The sequence below is a fragment of the Paenibacillus darwinianus genome (genome assembly GCF_000598065.1).
Lineage (GTDB): Bacteria > Bacillota > Bacilli > Paenibacillales > Paenibacillaceae > Paenibacillus_I > Paenibacillus_I darwinianus.
The window spans coordinates 1-15,173 of sequence record NZ_KK082166.1 but is presented as its reverse complement, the minus strand read 5'-3'; the positions used below and the strand labels follow the sequence as shown (position 1 = coordinate 15,173).

The 15,173-nt window shown below is 58.0% G+C and carries 16 protein-coding genes and 2 pseudogenes; all 18 read left to right on the top strand.

Annotation, left to right across the window (positions count from 1 at the left end; translation table 11 throughout):
* A pseudogene (locus BG52_RS09250) lies at nucleotides 1–375 on the top strand (L-aspartate oxidase); the annotation flags it as partial.
* Nucleotides 368–1,249, top strand: a complete 882-nt coding sequence (gene nadC / locus BG52_RS09245; protein WP_036582882.1) for a carboxylating nicotinate-nucleotide diphosphorylase — start codon at nucleotides 368–370, stop codon at nucleotides 1,247–1,249. The pseudogene BG52_RS09250 and the gene nadC, both read left to right, overlap by 8 nt.
* Nucleotides 1,246–2,016 (top strand): type III pantothenate kinase, encoded by a 771-nt coding sequence (locus BG52_RS09240; RefSeq protein ID WP_036582884.1) that lies wholly within the window; start codon nucleotides 1,246–1,248, stop codon nucleotides 2,014–2,016. The genes nadC and BG52_RS09240 overlap by 4 nt, the downstream gene beginning before the upstream one ends.
* Before the next feature lie 19 nt (nucleotides 2,017–2,035).
* Nucleotides 2,036–2,959 (top strand): Hsp33 family molecular chaperone HslO, encoded by a 924-nt coding sequence (gene hslO / locus BG52_RS09235; protein WP_036582887.1) that lies wholly within the window; start codon nucleotides 2,036–2,038, stop codon nucleotides 2,957–2,959.
* Nucleotides 2,960–2,975: 16 nt separating this feature from the next.
* Entirely contained in the window at nucleotides 2,976–3,950 is a 975-nt protein-coding gene (locus BG52_RS09230; RefSeq protein ID WP_036582890.1) for a peptidylprolyl isomerase, read from the top strand.
* Nucleotides 3,951–4,084: 134 nt separating this feature from the next.
* On the top strand, nucleotides 4,085–5,023 hold the full coding sequence (gene cysK, locus BG52_RS09225; protein ID WP_036582891.1) for a cysteine synthase A: 939 nt from the start codon (nucleotides 4,085–4,087) through the stop codon (nucleotides 5,021–5,023).
* Nucleotides 5,024–5,236: 213 nt separating this feature from the next.
* A complete protein-coding gene (locus BG52_RS09220) occupies nucleotides 5,237–6,808 on the top strand; it encodes an anthranilate synthase component I family protein (protein WP_036667156.1) in 1,572 nt (523 codons plus the stop codon).
* Entirely contained in the window at nucleotides 6,789–7,370 is a 582-nt protein-coding gene (gene pabA, locus BG52_RS09215) for an aminodeoxychorismate/anthranilate synthase component II (protein ID WP_036582896.1), read from the top strand. The genes BG52_RS09220 and pabA overlap by 20 nt, the downstream gene beginning before the upstream one ends.
* A complete protein-coding gene (locus tag BG52_RS09210; protein ID WP_036582898.1) occupies nucleotides 7,367–8,254 on the top strand; it encodes an aminotransferase class IV in 888 nt (295 codons plus the stop codon). Before pabA ends, BG52_RS09210 begins: the two co-directional genes overlap by 4 nt.
* A gap of 77 nt (nucleotides 8,255–8,331) precedes the next feature.
* Nucleotides 8,332–9,189, top strand: coding sequence for a dihydropteroate synthase (gene folP / locus BG52_RS09205; RefSeq protein ID WP_036582901.1), 858 nt, complete (start codon nucleotides 8,332–8,334; stop codon nucleotides 9,187–9,189).
* A gap of 62 nt (nucleotides 9,190–9,251) precedes the next feature.
* Nucleotides 9,252–9,638 carry a dihydroneopterin aldolase gene (gene folB, locus BG52_RS09200; RefSeq protein WP_036582903.1) on the top strand — a complete coding sequence of 129 codons (387 nt, stop codon included), beginning with the start codon at nucleotides 9,252–9,254 and terminating at the stop codon, nucleotides 9,636–9,638.
* Nucleotides 9,616–10,179, top strand: coding sequence for a 2-amino-4-hydroxy-6-hydroxymethyldihydropteridine diphosphokinase (folK, locus tag BG52_RS09195; protein WP_036582906.1), 564 nt, complete (start codon nucleotides 9,616–9,618; stop codon nucleotides 10,177–10,179). Before folB ends, folK begins: the two co-directional genes overlap by 23 nt.
* Nucleotides 10,131–10,340, top strand: a complete 210-nt coding sequence (locus BG52_RS09190) for a helix-turn-helix domain-containing protein (protein ID WP_036582908.1) — start codon at nucleotides 10,131–10,133, stop codon at nucleotides 10,338–10,340. Before folK ends, BG52_RS09190 begins: the two co-directional genes overlap by 49 nt.
* A 35-nt stretch (nucleotides 10,341–10,375) precedes the next feature.
* Nucleotides 10,376–11,371: a tRNA dihydrouridine synthase DusB gene (gene dusB, locus BG52_RS09185; RefSeq protein WP_036582910.1), complete on the top strand. Its 996-nt coding sequence runs from the start codon at nucleotides 10,376–10,378 to the stop codon at nucleotides 11,369–11,371.
* Nucleotides 11,372–11,639: 268 nt separating this feature from the next.
* Entirely contained in the window at nucleotides 11,640–12,116 is a 477-nt protein-coding gene (greA, locus tag BG52_RS09180) for a transcription elongation factor GreA (RefSeq protein ID WP_036582913.1), read from the top strand.
* A gap of 68 nt (nucleotides 12,117–12,184) precedes the next feature.
* A complete protein-coding gene (gene lysS / locus BG52_RS09175) occupies nucleotides 12,185–13,717 on the top strand; it encodes a lysine--tRNA ligase (protein ID WP_397309649.1) in 1,533 nt (510 codons plus the stop codon).
* A 92-nt stretch (nucleotides 13,718–13,809) separates the two neighbouring features.
* Nucleotides 13,810–14,157: a hypothetical protein gene (locus BG52_RS09170; RefSeq protein WP_144340780.1), complete on the top strand. Its 348-nt coding sequence runs from the start codon at nucleotides 13,810–13,812 to the stop codon at nucleotides 14,155–14,157.
* Nucleotides 14,158–14,202: 45 nt separating this feature from the next.
* Nucleotides 14,203–14,868, top strand: a pseudogene (locus tag BG52_RS09165) (DDE transposase); the annotation flags it as partial.
* Nucleotides 14,869–15,173: the final 305 nt, after the last annotated feature.

Below are 15,173 nucleotides of genomic sequence, written 5' to 3'. Positions count from 1 at the left end.
CGGGAGATCGAGACCGCTGCGGTGCGCAGCGCCTCGTCGATTCAGGCGGTCGTCGAGAAGCGGCTTAAATTGCAAAAAATTATGGTCCGTTATTCCGGCCTGCGCCGCGACGCAAAAGGGCTGCAAAAGGGACTGGACGAGCTGAAGCGCCAGCTGCCGATTTTTCAGACGGTGCTGACGAAGCGCGAGGAATATGAATTTGCGAACCTGCTGACCTGCGCCCTGCTGACGACCCAGGCGGCGCTTGCCCGCGAGGAGAGCAGAGGCGCGCATTCGCGTGAAGATTTTCCGGAACGGGATGATCTGCTATGGCGAAAGCACACCGTGCTGCACCGGGATCTCGGCATGATGGAGGAGCGAATCGACGATGTTTGAGTTGAATCGATATAATCAGGCGATCCGGGAGCAGATTGCCGGTTGGCTGGCGGAGGACGTCGGCTACGGCGATGTGACGACCGAGACCACGATCCCGGCGGGACGAACGGCGACGGCCGTGATCCATGTGAAGGAGGATGGCGTCATGGCGGGCATGCCGGTGGCGCAGCTTGTTTTTCATATCGTCGATCCGTCGCTGGCGTTTCGGCCGATGGTTGAAGATGGTACATATGTTACAAAGGGCATGGTGCTCGCCGAGGTGGAAGGCAGCGTCCATAGTCTGTTGACCGGTGAGCGGCTCGCTCTGAACCTGATGCAGCGGCTGTCCGGCATTGCCACGAAGACGCGCAAATTCGTCGAAGCGCTGGAAGGTCTGCCTGTCCGCCTGGTCGATACCCGGAAGACGACGCCCGGTCACCGGCTGCTTGAGAAATATGCGGTTCGCGTCGGCGGGGGAGCCAACCACCGGTTCGGTTTGTACGATGCCGTCATGATCAAGGACAATCATATCAAAGGCGCGGGCGGCATTCGGGAAGCGGTGGAAGCGGCGCGTGCACGCATTCCCCACACCATGACGATCGAGGTGGAGACGGAATCGTTCGAGCAGGTCGAGGAAGCGCTGGACGCCGGTGCGGATATTATTATGCTCGACAATATGGCGCCCGAGCAGATGGCGGAGGCGGTACGCCGCATCAAGTCTCGCGCTCCGCACGTGACAGTGGAGGCCTCGGGCGGTGTACGGCTTGATACGGTGCGCGGGATGGCCGCTGCCGGCGTCGACGTCATATCCGTCGGCAGCTTGACGTATTCCTTCGATGCGCTTGATATCAGCCTTGACCTCGGCGGGAAAAAACCGGGAGGCCGCGGGGCATGATACTTGTCGTTGACGTAGGGAATACAAATATCGTACTGGGCATTTATCGCGGCAAGGAGCTGCTGCATCATTGGCGGCTCAGCACGAACCGGTCCGCCACTGTCGACGAATACGGGATTACGGTACACAATCTGTTCGCTTATGCCGGGCTCAAAATGGGCGATATCGACGGCGTCATCATTTCGTCGGTCGTCCCGCCGCTGATGCGCACGCTGGAGCAGCTGTGCAGCAGCTATTTTCACAAAACGCCTTATATCGTTGGACCAGGCATTAAGACCGGGCTCAATATTCGGTACGAGAATCCGCGCGAGGTGGGCGCCGATCGGATCGTCAACGCGGTAGCGGCCATCGAGAAATACGGCCCGCCGGTGATCGTCGTCGATTTCGGCACCGCCACGACGTTCGATTATATCGACCAGGCAGGCAATTATCTGGGCGGGGCGATTGTGCCGGGGATCGGCATATCGACCGAGGCCTTGTACCAACGGGCGGCTAAGCTGCCCCGGATCGAGCTGGTGAAGCCGAAAAGCGTGATCGGGCGCAATCCCGTCACATCGATGCAGGCCGGCATTATTTACGGATATGCGGGCCAGGTGGACGGAATTGTGGGTCGCATCAAGGCCGAATTCCGCACCGATCCGCGCGTTATCGCGACGGGTGGCTTGGCGGAGCTGATTGCAGGCGAGTCGGCTGCGATTGAGGAGGTCGATCCGCTGCTGACGCTGGACGGGCTGCGAATTATATACGACCGCAACATGGAAGCGTAGAACGGAGAGGTGACTGAATATGGAAACAACCGGACAACCGGAAACGATAGAGGCTGGGGACGTGCTCGTGAGGGGAACAGCCTGGGGCGGCAAAATTCGCGTGTTCGCGGTGCGCACCACCGCATTGGTTGCGGAGCTGCAGCGCAGGCACGGCACTTTTCCGACTGCTACAGCCGCGCTCGGACGAACGGCCGCCGCAGGCGCGATGATGGGAGCTATGTTAAAGGGCGAGGAAAAGCTCACGATTCAGGTGAAAGGGGACGGTCCGATCGGTCAGATCGTGGTCGACGCCAACGCCAAGGGCGAGGTTCGCGGCTATGTCGATCATCCGCAGGTGCATTTGGCGAGCAACCCGCAAGGAAAGCTGGATGTAGCCGGCGCGGTGGGACGAAGCGGCCACATCCACGTCATCAAGGATTTGGGCCTGAAGGAGCCTTACCGCGGAAGTATTCCGATCATTTCCGGCGAGCTGGGGGAAGATTTCACGTATTATTTCTCTTCGTCGGAGCAGACGCCTTCGGCGGTCGGGCTCGGCGTGCTCGTCGATACGGACGGGACTGTGCTGCAGTCGGGCGGCTTTATCGTTCAGCTAATGCCGGGAATGGCGGATGAGGACATCACGCGGCTGGAGCGGGCGCTGGCGGCCATGCCGCCGGTAACGGCCCTGCTCGATCAAGGCGAGACGCCGGAAGGCATACTCGGGTTCGTCGTCGGCGACGACCTGCAGATCCACGATGAAATGCCGATCGTTTTCAAATGTAAATGCACGCGGGATCGCGTGGAGCAAACACTGATCAGTTTAGGCGAATCGGAGCTAAAGCAATTGATCGAGGAAGAAGGAAAAGCGCAAGTCGAATGCCATTTCTGCAACGAGACCTATACGTTCGACCGTCCGCATCTCGAAAACCTGCTGGATCAAGCCAAGCCGAAGCCGATCCAATAAAGCGGAGGCCGGATTCATGAATAAATCGAACGCGCTGAAGGCCGTTGTCATCCTTCAAGCCGTCTGTTTAATTGTATTAGCCGTGATCGTCGTCGTTCGGATCGGACCGGATAGCAACCGGATCGCCCCTTCCCCCGCATCGGGGGAACCGCCCGCAGCGTCAGGGGGAGACGGCGGTGCCAACCGCTCGGACGACCGTAAAGTGGCATCGGTCGGGGAAACCGTAATCACGCAGGGTATGCTGCGAAGCGAGCTGGAGAAGTCTTACGGAGATTCCGTACTGCGCGCCATGTTGGTTCAGGAAGTGTTGAAACTGGAGGCCGAAGCGTACGGGCTGGAGGTTACGCCGGAGGAGCTGCAGGAAGAACTCGACGACATGATGGAAGGCTACGGCGATGAGGCCGCGTTCTTCGCGTCGATGAAGGAGCAGCTCGGCATGGACCGGGAAACGGTCATCGCCGATGCCAGGCAGCGGCTGCTGCTGGAGAAAATCGCAATAAGGGCGGTCGATATCGGCGACGACGACGTTGAGGCGTATATCCGCGACAATCCGGAGGAGTTTGCACCGAGCGTCAGTCTGGGCTTATCGTGGATCGTTACGGAGAGCCGCGCGGAAGCGGAGAAGGTGCTCCGCATGGTCGAAGCGGGCGAATCGTTCGAAGCGCTTGCGAGAACTTATTCGATTGATGAATATTCAGCGGATAACGGCGGCTCGATCGGTACGGTCGACGCTTCCGATCCGTTTATCGACGAGGATATGCTCCAGGCGGTGAGCGGCATCGAGCCGGGCACGATCGCCGGTCCGGTTGAAGTCGACATGGGCTGGGCGGTCGTACGTTTGGACGAACGAACGGTCGTTCGAACGCCGGATGACCGCCGCTTGCGGGACAAGGTGAAAAAACAGCTGGCTCTGGCCGCCGCAGACCCGCTTCGGGAGGTGGAGGACAGCCTGCTTGCCAAATACGGCGCACAGGTGTTCCAACCGCGTTGAGGCAAAATGGTGTCGGTTTGAATGCAGGGGTGCTCAACCGGTAAACTAGCTATTGACAACGTGAACCTGCGATTGATAAGATGAAAGAAGTTAATACCCTACTAAATTAGTCGGGAATAAGGAGGTCCTTCCACATGGCTAGAATTGTAAACAGCGTAATCGATCTTATCGGCGATACGCCGCTTGTGCGTTTGAACCGTCTCGTGCCGGAAGACAGTGCGGAAATCTACGTCAAACTGGAGTATCAGAATCCGGGCGCAAGCGTAAAAGACCGGATCGCCATCAGCATGATCCAAGTAGCTGAGCAAGAAGGACGCATCAAGCCGGGCGATACGATCGTTGAGCCGACAAGCGGCAACACGGGCATCGGCCTTGCGCTCGTAGCCGCTGCTAAAGGGTATAAAGCGATTCTGGTTATGCCGGAAACGATGAGCATGGAGCGGCGCAACCTGCTTCGTGCATATGGCGCGGAGATCGTACTTACGCCGGGTGCCGAGGGGATGAACGGCGCTGTGCGCAAAGCTGAGGAAATCGTGAGCGAGAACCCGAGCTACTTCATGCCGCAGCAGTTCAAGAACATGGCGAACGTGAAAATCCATCGTGAAACGACCGGCCCGGAAATCGTCGAAGCGATCAACTCGCTTGACGGTAAGCTGGACGCATTCATCGCCGGTATCGGCACGGGCGGCACGATTTCCGGTGCGGGCGAGGTTCTGAAGGAGACGTTTCCCGGCATCAAGGTCTATGCGGTCGAGCCATCCGCTTCTCCGATTCTATCCGGTGGCAAGCCGGGTCCGCACAAAATTCAGGGCATCGGCGCCAACTTCGTGCCGGATATCCTGAACCGGGAAATCTATGACGGCGTGATCACGATCGAGAACGACGAAGCGTTCGAATATGCGCGCCGCGCGGCCAAGGAGGAAGGCATTCTCTGCGGCATTTCATCCGGCGCTGCAATCTACGCCGCTCTCAAAGTAGCGAAAGAGCTGGGCAAAGGCAAGCGCGTCGTTGCAATCGTTCCATCCAACGGCGAACGTTACCTGAGCACGCCGCTGTTCAATTTCGATAACTAATCCGGCTTGATGGAAAGCCTGGCAGCACCTCCGATTGCGGTCGGGGGTGCTTTTTGGTTGCCGGTTGATCGGAAAGCACCCGGCCAGCTTGCCGAATAAGCCCGAAGGTTCTCGTGGCTTTAGGAGGCGAGGTTTTCAATGTCGCGCGTTTTGATTATACTATTGGAAACATGAAAGCCGACCGGGCAAGGGGCTTGGAGGAAGGAAAGACGGATGACAACGACAAGCTTGGCGCAGTGGACCGCTTGGCGCCGGGACGGTTATACGACGCTGCCGTTATTGCGCCGTATTCCGCTGGAGGATAATGGGGATCGGCTGCGGACATGGATCGGCGCCTGGGAGGCGGCTTCGGCGCATGCCATCGTGCTGGAGAGCGGCAAGGACGGGCGATACACCTATCTGGGCCTGCGCCCGTCGGCGGTCATTCGCGGACACGGCTGCCGCGCGGAGATTGCGGCAGCGGACGGGACGACAGCCGCCATATACGGCAAGCCGCTCGAGGTGGTCCGCGAGCGGCTGACATCGCGCAAGGGCCCGCGAGTGGAGGGGGGACCGAAGTGGACGGGCGGACTGGCCGGCTTCTGGTCCTATGATATTGTACGCTCCATCGAGCGGCTGCCCGAGCTGGCAGCCGATGATTTGGGGTTGCCCGATTATTTGTTTCTGGAGTTCGATGAGTTATGGATTATCGACCATGAGGAACGGGTCTTGTACTGCTCGGTGCATACGGCGATTGACGCGTCTCGGGATATCGCAGATGATTCATGGCTAGAGGCAACCTATGAACAAGCAGTTCGGAATTCGGAGGAGATGGCGGCCTTATGGGAGCGGATTGCGTCGGCTGCGGCATTGCCTGAAGAAGCCGCCCGCGAGGCATACAGGCAGGGGCTGCTCGCCTCGGACAGCATGCATATCGATGTCGAAGCGATGGCGGGGCTGCACTCTCCTTTTCCGAAGGATGACTATATGAATGCCGTTGCCCGCATCCGCGAATATATCGGACAAGGCGACGTGTTTCAGGTCAATTTGTCGCTGCGGCAGAGCAAATGCTCGGACGCAGATCCCGATGAGCTCTATGAATGGCTGCGGCTGGTGAATCCGTCGCCGTATATGGGTTACCTGCGCTGCCATGATTTCAGTCTGGTATCCGCGTCGCCCGAACTGCTGGTGGAGCTGCAGGCGGGACGGCTGTCGACCCGGCCGATTGCGGGCACGCGCAGACGCGGCCGGACGCCGGAAGAGGACGCGCGCATGGCCGAGGAGCTGCGGTCGAACGAGAAGGAGCGGGCGGAGCATATCATGCTGGTCGATCTGGAACGCAACGATCTGGGGCGTATTTCGGCTTACGGCACCGTTCGGGTTCACGATTTCATGGTCATCGAATATTACTCGCATGTCATGCATCTGGTCTCGCAGGTAGAAGGCGAACTGGCGCCGGGAAAGGACGCGTTCGATGTCATTGCGGCGACTTTTCCGGGAGGGACGATCACCGGAGCGCCGAAAATCCGCACGATGGAAATCATCGAAGAGCTGGAGCCGACAAGACGGGGACCGTATACCGGTTCGCTCGGCTGGATTGACTATGACGGCGATATGGAATTTAATATTATTATACGCACGATGACCGTGAAGGACGGGCAGGTGCACATCCAGGCAGGCGCCGGCATCGTCATCGATTCGGAGCCTGAGCGGGAGTATTATGAATCCCTGAATAAGGCGAAAGCGCTTTGGAAGGCGGTTCAGTATGGTGAAGGAGGAGCTTACCATGATTCTGGTGATCGATAATTACGATTCGTTTACGTATAACCTGGTGCAGTACCTGGGTGAGCTTGGGGAAGAGATTGTGGTAAAGCGCAACGATGAGATCGATTTGCGGGGCATCGAGGAGCTGGCGCCCGACCATATCCTGATTTCTCCCGGGCCTTGCTCGCCGAACGAGGCGGGGATCAGTCTGGCCTTGATTGAGCATTTTAAAGGGAAAGTGCCGATTTTCGGGGTATGCCTCGGTCATCAGGCCATCGGACAAGCGTTCGGCGGCGAGGTGGTGCGGGCGGAGAATCTGATGCACGGCAAAACGTCGGAGATGCATCATGAAGGCAAGGGCGTGTTTGCGGGCATTCCGTCTCCGTTCACGGCTACGCGTTACCATTCGCTGATCGTCAAAAAGGATACACTGCCGGATTGTCTGGAAGTGACCGCCGAGACAGAGGCCGGAGAGATCATGGGGCTGCGGCATAAAGAATATGCGATTGAAGGCGTGCAATTCCACCCGGAGTCGATTATTACGGAGAATGGCATGACGCTGCTGCGGAACTTCCTGCAGTCGCGCACCGGGGCCGCTCGATGAAGGTCGGTTATAACGGGTCCGTCGTCGAGGCGGACGAAGCCGTGATCGCGGTCTACGATCACGGCTTTTTGTACGGAATGGGGCTGTTCGAGACGTTTCGGACCTACGGCGGAAGCCCTTTTCAGCTGGGGAGGCACCTTCAGCGTCTGCGTGAGGGAAGCGAGCTGTTGGGCATCGTGGGACAGATGGCGGAGGACGATATCCGCGCCTGGCTGGCGGAGCTGACGGCCGCCAATGGGCTGGAGGGCTCCGACGTTTATGTGAGGCTGACGGTGACGGCGGGCGTCGGTGAGCTTGGTCTGCCGGCGGGCGATTATGTCCGGCCTAATGCGCTGCTGCTCGTAAAGCCGCTTCCCGCTATGGACGAGCGGCTGTACCGGGAAGGCAAAGAGCTGCGGCTGCTGCGGACGCGCCGCAATACGCCCGAAACACCGGTCCGGCTGAAATCTCTCCATTATATGAACAATATTATGGCGAAGCGGGAGCTTCTGGCATCCGGCGCTTCTGCGGGTGCGGAAGGTTTGATGCTGACCGGTGACGGGAAACTGGCGGAAGGCGTGGTCAGCAACTTGTTTTTTGTACGGGACGGCATTGTGCGGACACCGCATACCGGCACCGGCATTTTACCCGGTATTACCCGTGCGCTCACATTGGAGCTATCGGCGACGCTGGGCGTGCCTTGTGAGGAAGGATTGTACGGATGGGGAGATTTGCTCGATGCGGATGAAATTTGGCTCACCAATTCTATTCAGGAGCTTGTGCCGGTGACGCGTTTAACCGATACGGAGGGCGCTGCGCGTACGGTGGGAGACGGCAGGATCGGACCGGTGACGGAGAGCCTGCTGACCGCTTACCGTAACTTGACGATTGAGGCACCGCGATAAAGGCTCTCCTTCGCAAGGGAAACCGGTAAACGGCGTGGGAAGCATCGATACTTGGAGCCAAAGGGGTGAACCGTGGAATGAGGCCGATCATATGGAAACGAAGCTGCGAGCTGCAGGGCGGCGTACGGCTTGCCCTCGGCGACCGAACGCTGATTATGGGCATTCTGAATGTAACGCCGGACTCTTTCTCCGACGGGGGGCGCTACGATAATGTGGCTGCGGCGGTGAGCCATGCCCGGTTAATGGCAGCGGAAGGCGCGGATATTATCGATATCGGCGGAGAGTCGACACGTCCGGGCGGCGAGCAAGTGCCGCTTGAGGAGGAGCTTCGCCGGGTGCTGCCGGTCATTCGCGCGGTGCGCGAAGCGCTGCCGGATATGCCGCTGTCGATCGACACCTATAAGGCGGAAACCGCGCAGCGGGCTTTGGAGGCCGGTGCGCATATCATTAACGATGTGTGGGGCTTGCAGGCGGACGCCGGCATGGCGGCGGTTACGGCGGCCTGGGGCTGCCCGATCGTCATCGGCCATAATCGCCAGACAGCAGAGTACGGCAATTTTGTACCCGATGTGCTTGACGATCTGCGGCGGGGCGTGGAGACCGCAAGTGCGGCGGGCGTGGCGAAAGAGCGGGTTTGGCTCGATCCCGGCATCGGCTTCGCCAAAAACTGCGAGCAGAACCTGGAGCTGCTTGGCCGGCTGGATGAGCTGGTTGCGCTGGGCTATCCGGTGCTGCTTGGCACGTCGCGCAAGCGGTTCATTCGGGAAACGCTGGAGCTACCGCCGGATGATGTCGTCGAAGGCACCGGCGCGACCGTTGCTCTGGGCATCGCGCAAGGCTGCCAAATCGTTCGCGTGCATGATGTGAAAGCCATGAAGCGCCTTGCCGCGATGACGGATGCGGTTGTGTATCGCCGTGCCGATATCCGCGAATAGCGGCGGCGCCGGAGCTCGCGCGGCGCGCGGATCGTCAGCGGCAGGAAGGGAGACATTCGTTAATGGATAAAATGACTTTGAGAGGCATGCAGTTTTTCGGCTATCATGGCGTTGTTCCGGAGGAAAACCGGCTCGGTCAGCGGTTTGGGCTGGAGCTCGAGCTGCATCTGGATTTGCACCAAGCGGAGAAATCCGACGATTTATCGCAAACCGTCAATTACGCCGAGGTTTACGCGCTCGTGAAAGCCGCCGTCGAAGGCCCCCCGTCGAAGCTGATTGAAGCGGTCGCGGGCCGTGTTGCATCCGCCGTCCTTGACACTTATACTATTATAAACGAAGTGACGGTAAGGCTGACGAAGCCGCATCCGCCGTTCGATATTCATTTCGACGGCGTTACCGTGGAGCTTCGCAGAAAGCGGGATGCAGATGGACGAGTCGTTCCCGTCTGAAGGCGCGGACGCGCCATGGCAGGAAGCTTATGTGGCGCTCGGGTCGAACCAGGGCGACCGCTTGGCCTTGCTTACCGAGGCGTTGAGAAGGATGCACACGCATCCGGATATGTCGGTTCTTCGCGTTTCGGGCATTTACGAGACCGACCCGGTCGGATATGCCGACCAGCCCGCTTTTCTCAATATGGCGGCCGCCCTCCGCTCCCGGCTCCAACCGCTGGAGCTGCTGCGTGCATTGCTGCATATCGAACGGGAGCTGGGCCGGGTGAGGACGATCCGCAACGGACCGAGGACGATCGATCTGGATTTGCTTTATATGCAGAACATCATTATGACATCCGAAGAGCTGACGCTGCCACACCCCCGTATGATGGAACGCGCGTTCGTGCTGGTTCCGCTCCGGGACGTGCTGCATGACACTTCGCCGCTTAAGGAAACCGTCGAGGATGCGGTTCGGGGGGCGCTCAGGCAGGGAAAGGAAGGCATTGCATTATGGAATACGATCAATTGGCCCAGCGCATCCGCGCTTTTCGAAAGTTGAAGGGGTTTACCCAGCAGCAGCTGGCCGACCGGTTAGGCGTGTCGGTGGCGGTGCTCGGCTCCTTGGAGCGGGGAACGCGCAAGCCCGAGACGAAGCTGATCGAACGAATCGCGGAATCGCTTGGTATCGAATATGAGGAATTGACGGCAAGCCGCAGATAACGCCTGAACGGCTACGGAAAGGAGTACGGTGCAACATGCTGAAAATCGGAGACATCGAGATGAAGAACAAGGTGGTGCTGGCGCCGATGGCAGGCGTGTGCAATCCGGCCTTCCGTCTGATCGCGAAGGAATTCGGGACAGGGCTCGTTTGCGCGGAGATGGTCAGCGACAAGGCTATCCTGCACGGCAACAAGCGTACGATGGAGATGCTGTTCGTCGACGAGCGCGAGAAGCCGCTCAGCCTGCAGATTTTCGGCGGCGACCGGGAATCGCTTGTAGAGGCGGCAAAGGTTGTCGACCGACAGACGAATGCGGACATTATCGACATTAACATGGGCTGCCCCGTCCCCAAAGTGACAAAATGCGACGCGGGAGCACGCTGGCTGCTCGATCCGAATAAAATTTACGACATGGTGTCGGCCGTAGTCGAAGCCGTCGATAAGCCGGTTACGGTGAAAATGCGCATCGGCTGGGATGACGAGCATGTCTACGCCGTTCAGAATGCGCAGGCGGTTGAGCGCGCCGGGGGCTCGGGCGTGAGCGTACACGGCCGTACACGCGAGCAGCTGTATACGGGCAAAGCCAATTGGGACATTATAAAGGATGTTAAGCAAGCGGTATCCATTCCGGTGATCGGCAACGGCGACGTGTTCTCGCCGGAGGATGCGAAGCGGATGCTGGATCAAACCGGCGTCGACGGTGTGATGATCGGCCGCGGCGCGCTCGGAAATCCGTGGATGCTGTACCGCACGATTCAATACTTGGCGAACGGCGAGCTGCCGCCTGAGCCGGACGCGGCGGAGAAAATCCGGATCGCCATCGTTCATATGGATCGTTTGATCGCGCTGAAGGGCGAGTCGACGGCCGTTCGGGAAATGCGCAAGCATCTGGCTTGGTATTTGAAGGGGCTGCCGGGTGCGGCCCGCGTGAAGGATATCATCATGGAAGAAACCGACCGTGAGAATATGGTGCGCATATTGGGTGAATATGTACGTTCCTTGGAGGATGCCGAGGAGACAGTCGCCCATTGACGGGATCGCCGCGCGGAATGCCGCGCGGCATTCCTTGTATGGCGTCGTGAAACGTTTACATACATGGGCTGCACAGCTTGGGTATCATTGACAGCGAATGCTTTTATGCAATATAATCATGCAATAACATTCCGCCTGAGGGCGGCATTTGCGGGTTATAGGCCGGCCGGCCGAGGCGTATGAATCATTATCAAGCGCAACGGGTAGGAGAGTAGAGCGGGCTGCATGCAGCGTATGAAAATTTGCACATGACAGGAGAATCGGTTAGATGAGCGATAAGGAGATCATTCTGACTCAGGACGGTTTGAAGAAGCTGGAGGAAGAGCTGGAGAACCTCAAATCGGTCAAACGCCGCGAAGTGGCCGAACGGATCAAAATCGCCATCGGTTATGGGGATATCAGCGAGAACTCCGAGTATGAGGATGCGAAGAACGAGCAGGCTTTTATCGAAGGCCGCATCATCACGCTGGAGAAGATGCTGCGCAACGCGCGTATTATCAATAACGACGAAATAAATACGGACACGGTCAGCATCGGGTCGATCGTTACGGTCGAGGATGTCGAGTTCGGCGATACGATGGAATATGCCATTGTCGGCACGGCGGAAGCCGATCCACTGAAGAACAAGATTTCGAACGAAAGTCCGGTAGGCAAGGCGATTCTAGGCAAGAACAAAGGCACGATCGTCGACGTAAGCGTACCCGCCGGCATCATTCAATATAAAATTGTGGACATCAAGAAGTAGGTATACGGCGCAGCATTCTCAAAAAGCTTCCTTCGGAAGCTTTTTCATTTGTGAAGGAGATGAATCGTTTGGACACACAGAACCACACCCAGAATCAGCAACAGGACGTGCAGAAACAGGAGCTGAGCGAGCTTCTGCAAATTCGGCGCAGTAAATTGGACGAGCTCCGTTCGCTCGGCGTGGATCCGTTTGGCGGCAAGTTCGTAAGGACGCATAGCGCGAAGCAGATTTTGGAGGCCTATGCCAACACGAGCAAGGAGGAGCTTGAAGCGCAGGCCGTGGAGGTAAGCTTGGCCGGCCGCATTATGCAGAAGCGAGGCATGGGCAAGGCCGCATTCGCCCACATTCAGGATTTATCCGGCAAAATCCAGATCTACGTCCGCCAGGACTCGGTCGAAGCTGCCCAATATCAAGCGTTCGATCTGCTTGACCTTGGCGATATCGTAGGCGTGAAGGGTGTCGTCTTCAAGACGAAGACCGGCGAAACCTCGGTGAAAGCGATGGAACTTGAAGTGCTGACGAAGTCTCTGCTTCCGCTCCCGGAGAAATATCACGGTTTGAAAGACGTCGAGCTTCGTTACCGGCAGCGGTACGTCGATTTGATTATGAATCCGGACGTGCAGCAAACGTTCGTGACCCGGTCGCGAATCATTCAGTCGATGCGCCGGTACCTGGATTCCCTCGGCTATCTTGAGGTAGAGACGCCGACGCTGCATGCGATTGCCGGCGGAGCCGCCGCGCGGCCTTTTATCACGCATCACAACGCGCTTGATATGCAGCTCTACATGCGGATTGCGATTGAGCTTCATTTGAAGCGTTTGATCGTGGGCGGGATGGAGAAGGTGTACGAGATCGGCCGCGTTTACCGGAATGAAGGGATCTCGACGCGCCACAACCCCGAGTTTACGATGATCGAACTGTACGAGGCGTACGCCGATTATAAGGATATTATGGCGCTGACCGAGAATCTGGTTGCGCATATCGCGCAAGAAGTGCTCGGCACGACGACGATCATGTATCAAGGGCAGCAGGTCGACCTGGCCCCGCCTTGGCGGTGCGTGTCGATGGTCGATCTCGTGAAGGAAGCGACGGGAGTCGACTTCGCGGCTCAGATGACCGACGAAGAGGCGCACCGTCTGGCGAAGGAGCATAACGTTCCGGTCGAGCCGCACATGACGTTCGGCCATATCCTGAACGCGTTCTTTGAAACGTTGGTCGAGCATACGCTCATTCAGCCGACGTTCGTAACGGGCCACCCTGTCGCGATTTCGCCGCTGGCGAAAAAAAACGAGGCCGATCCGCGATTTACGGACCGGTTCGAGCTGTTCATCGTCGCGCGGGAGCATGCGAATGCTTTTACCGAGCTGAACGATCCGATCGATCAGCGCGAGCGGTTCGAAGCCCAGCTTGTGGAGCGCGAGCACGGCAACGACGAGGCGCACGAAATGGATGAAGACTTCATCCGCGCACTCGAGTATGGCATGCCGCCGACCGGCGGCCTGGGGATCGGCATCGATCGGCTGGTCATGCTGCTCACCGACGCGCCGTCGATCCGCGACGTGCTGCTGTTCCCGCTGATGCGTGAACGGACCGGAGAGTAGAGGAGGAAATCGAACGGAGTTTTTACCCGCGGGCATGATTTGGTGCCGGCGGGTTTTTTTCGTCGTAATCGTGCATCTTTCAGAAGGAGGTGTTGGATGGATTGCGCTGTGTCCGGGCTATTATGGTCGCCATGGTTGAAGCGGACAATCCGGAGGCTGTGCTGGAATGGCATCGGCGAAAGGAGCACCAAGAGAATGTTCTGCGGCAATATTGGGAGGCGCTGGCCGGCCAGGCGGTTGCGCAGGATGACATGAGGTATTGCGGATTGTTGGGCGAAGCGTGGGAAGCCTTCAACACCGTCAAGAATCGGAATGCGGCGTGGATGCTCGAAGGAAACGCCGAAGCGGCCAGACAGGGCTTGAAGACGGGCGGGCGCGAGCGGTTCAAAGCCGCCATGGACATTGCGAATGAATGGATGGAACGGCGAGGCGAGGAATAAGACATTTTTGTAACTGAAAACATATAGAGCTTAGCGTCCGCGTCTGATATTACGGAAGGACACGAGCTGTTGAAGCAAATGGAGAAGCGGCAGCCGGAGATGCTGAAGACAGCAGAGACGCTGGCGGCAGATCGCGGCTATGACGACACGAAGCTTATCGTCAAATGTTGGGATCAGTATCAGATCAAGCCGGTGATCGATATCCGAAACATGTGGCGGGATGGGGAAGAGACCCGATTGCTTAGCGGCAGAGAAAATGTAGCCTACAACTATAAAGGCCAAGTCTATTGCGATTGCCCCGAGACGGGAACCCGGCGAGAAATGTGCAACGGCGGATTTGAGAAAGACCGGGACACGCTGAAGAAGCTTTGCCCGGCCAAGCAATTCGGCATCAAATGCGACGGGCAAGCTCAGTGTCCGGTGGCACAAGGCATACGCATTTCACTGTCGGAGGATCGCCGCATCTTTACGCCGGTCGATCGCGCCAGCTATAAATGGGAGAAGGAATATGATAAGCGTACGTCAGTAGAACGCGTGAACAGCAGGCTCGATGTGTCGCTTGGTTTCGAGCTGCACACCATCCGCGGTATGAACAAAATGAAGATGCGGTGCGGACTCGCGCTATGTGTCGTGCTGGCGATGGCGCTCGGGCGCATCAAAAAGAACCAGGCGGAGAAGATGCGCAGCTTGGTGTCTAGCGTAGCCGCATAAACCATAATTCACATGTGGATAAGTGGACTTCTCTGGCAATCCACAAGCCTGTTTTGTGGATAACGGGATTCGTGCGCCCTTTTTATCCCGGAGGCAATTGCCCGCTTGCTATCCGCTGTATTTTCAGATGTGGAACGTCGTAAGTTCCCTCTTTAGGCCTTTGCTACGACCGACGACACCGCTGGAAAAACGTACATCGCAAAAAGCTCATATAAAAAAGAGGTTGATTTCAAGTGGCTCTCTGTGATATATTATTCAAGTCGCCGCTGAGAGGTTGCGATGAAAGAAAGAAACGAAATAAGGCG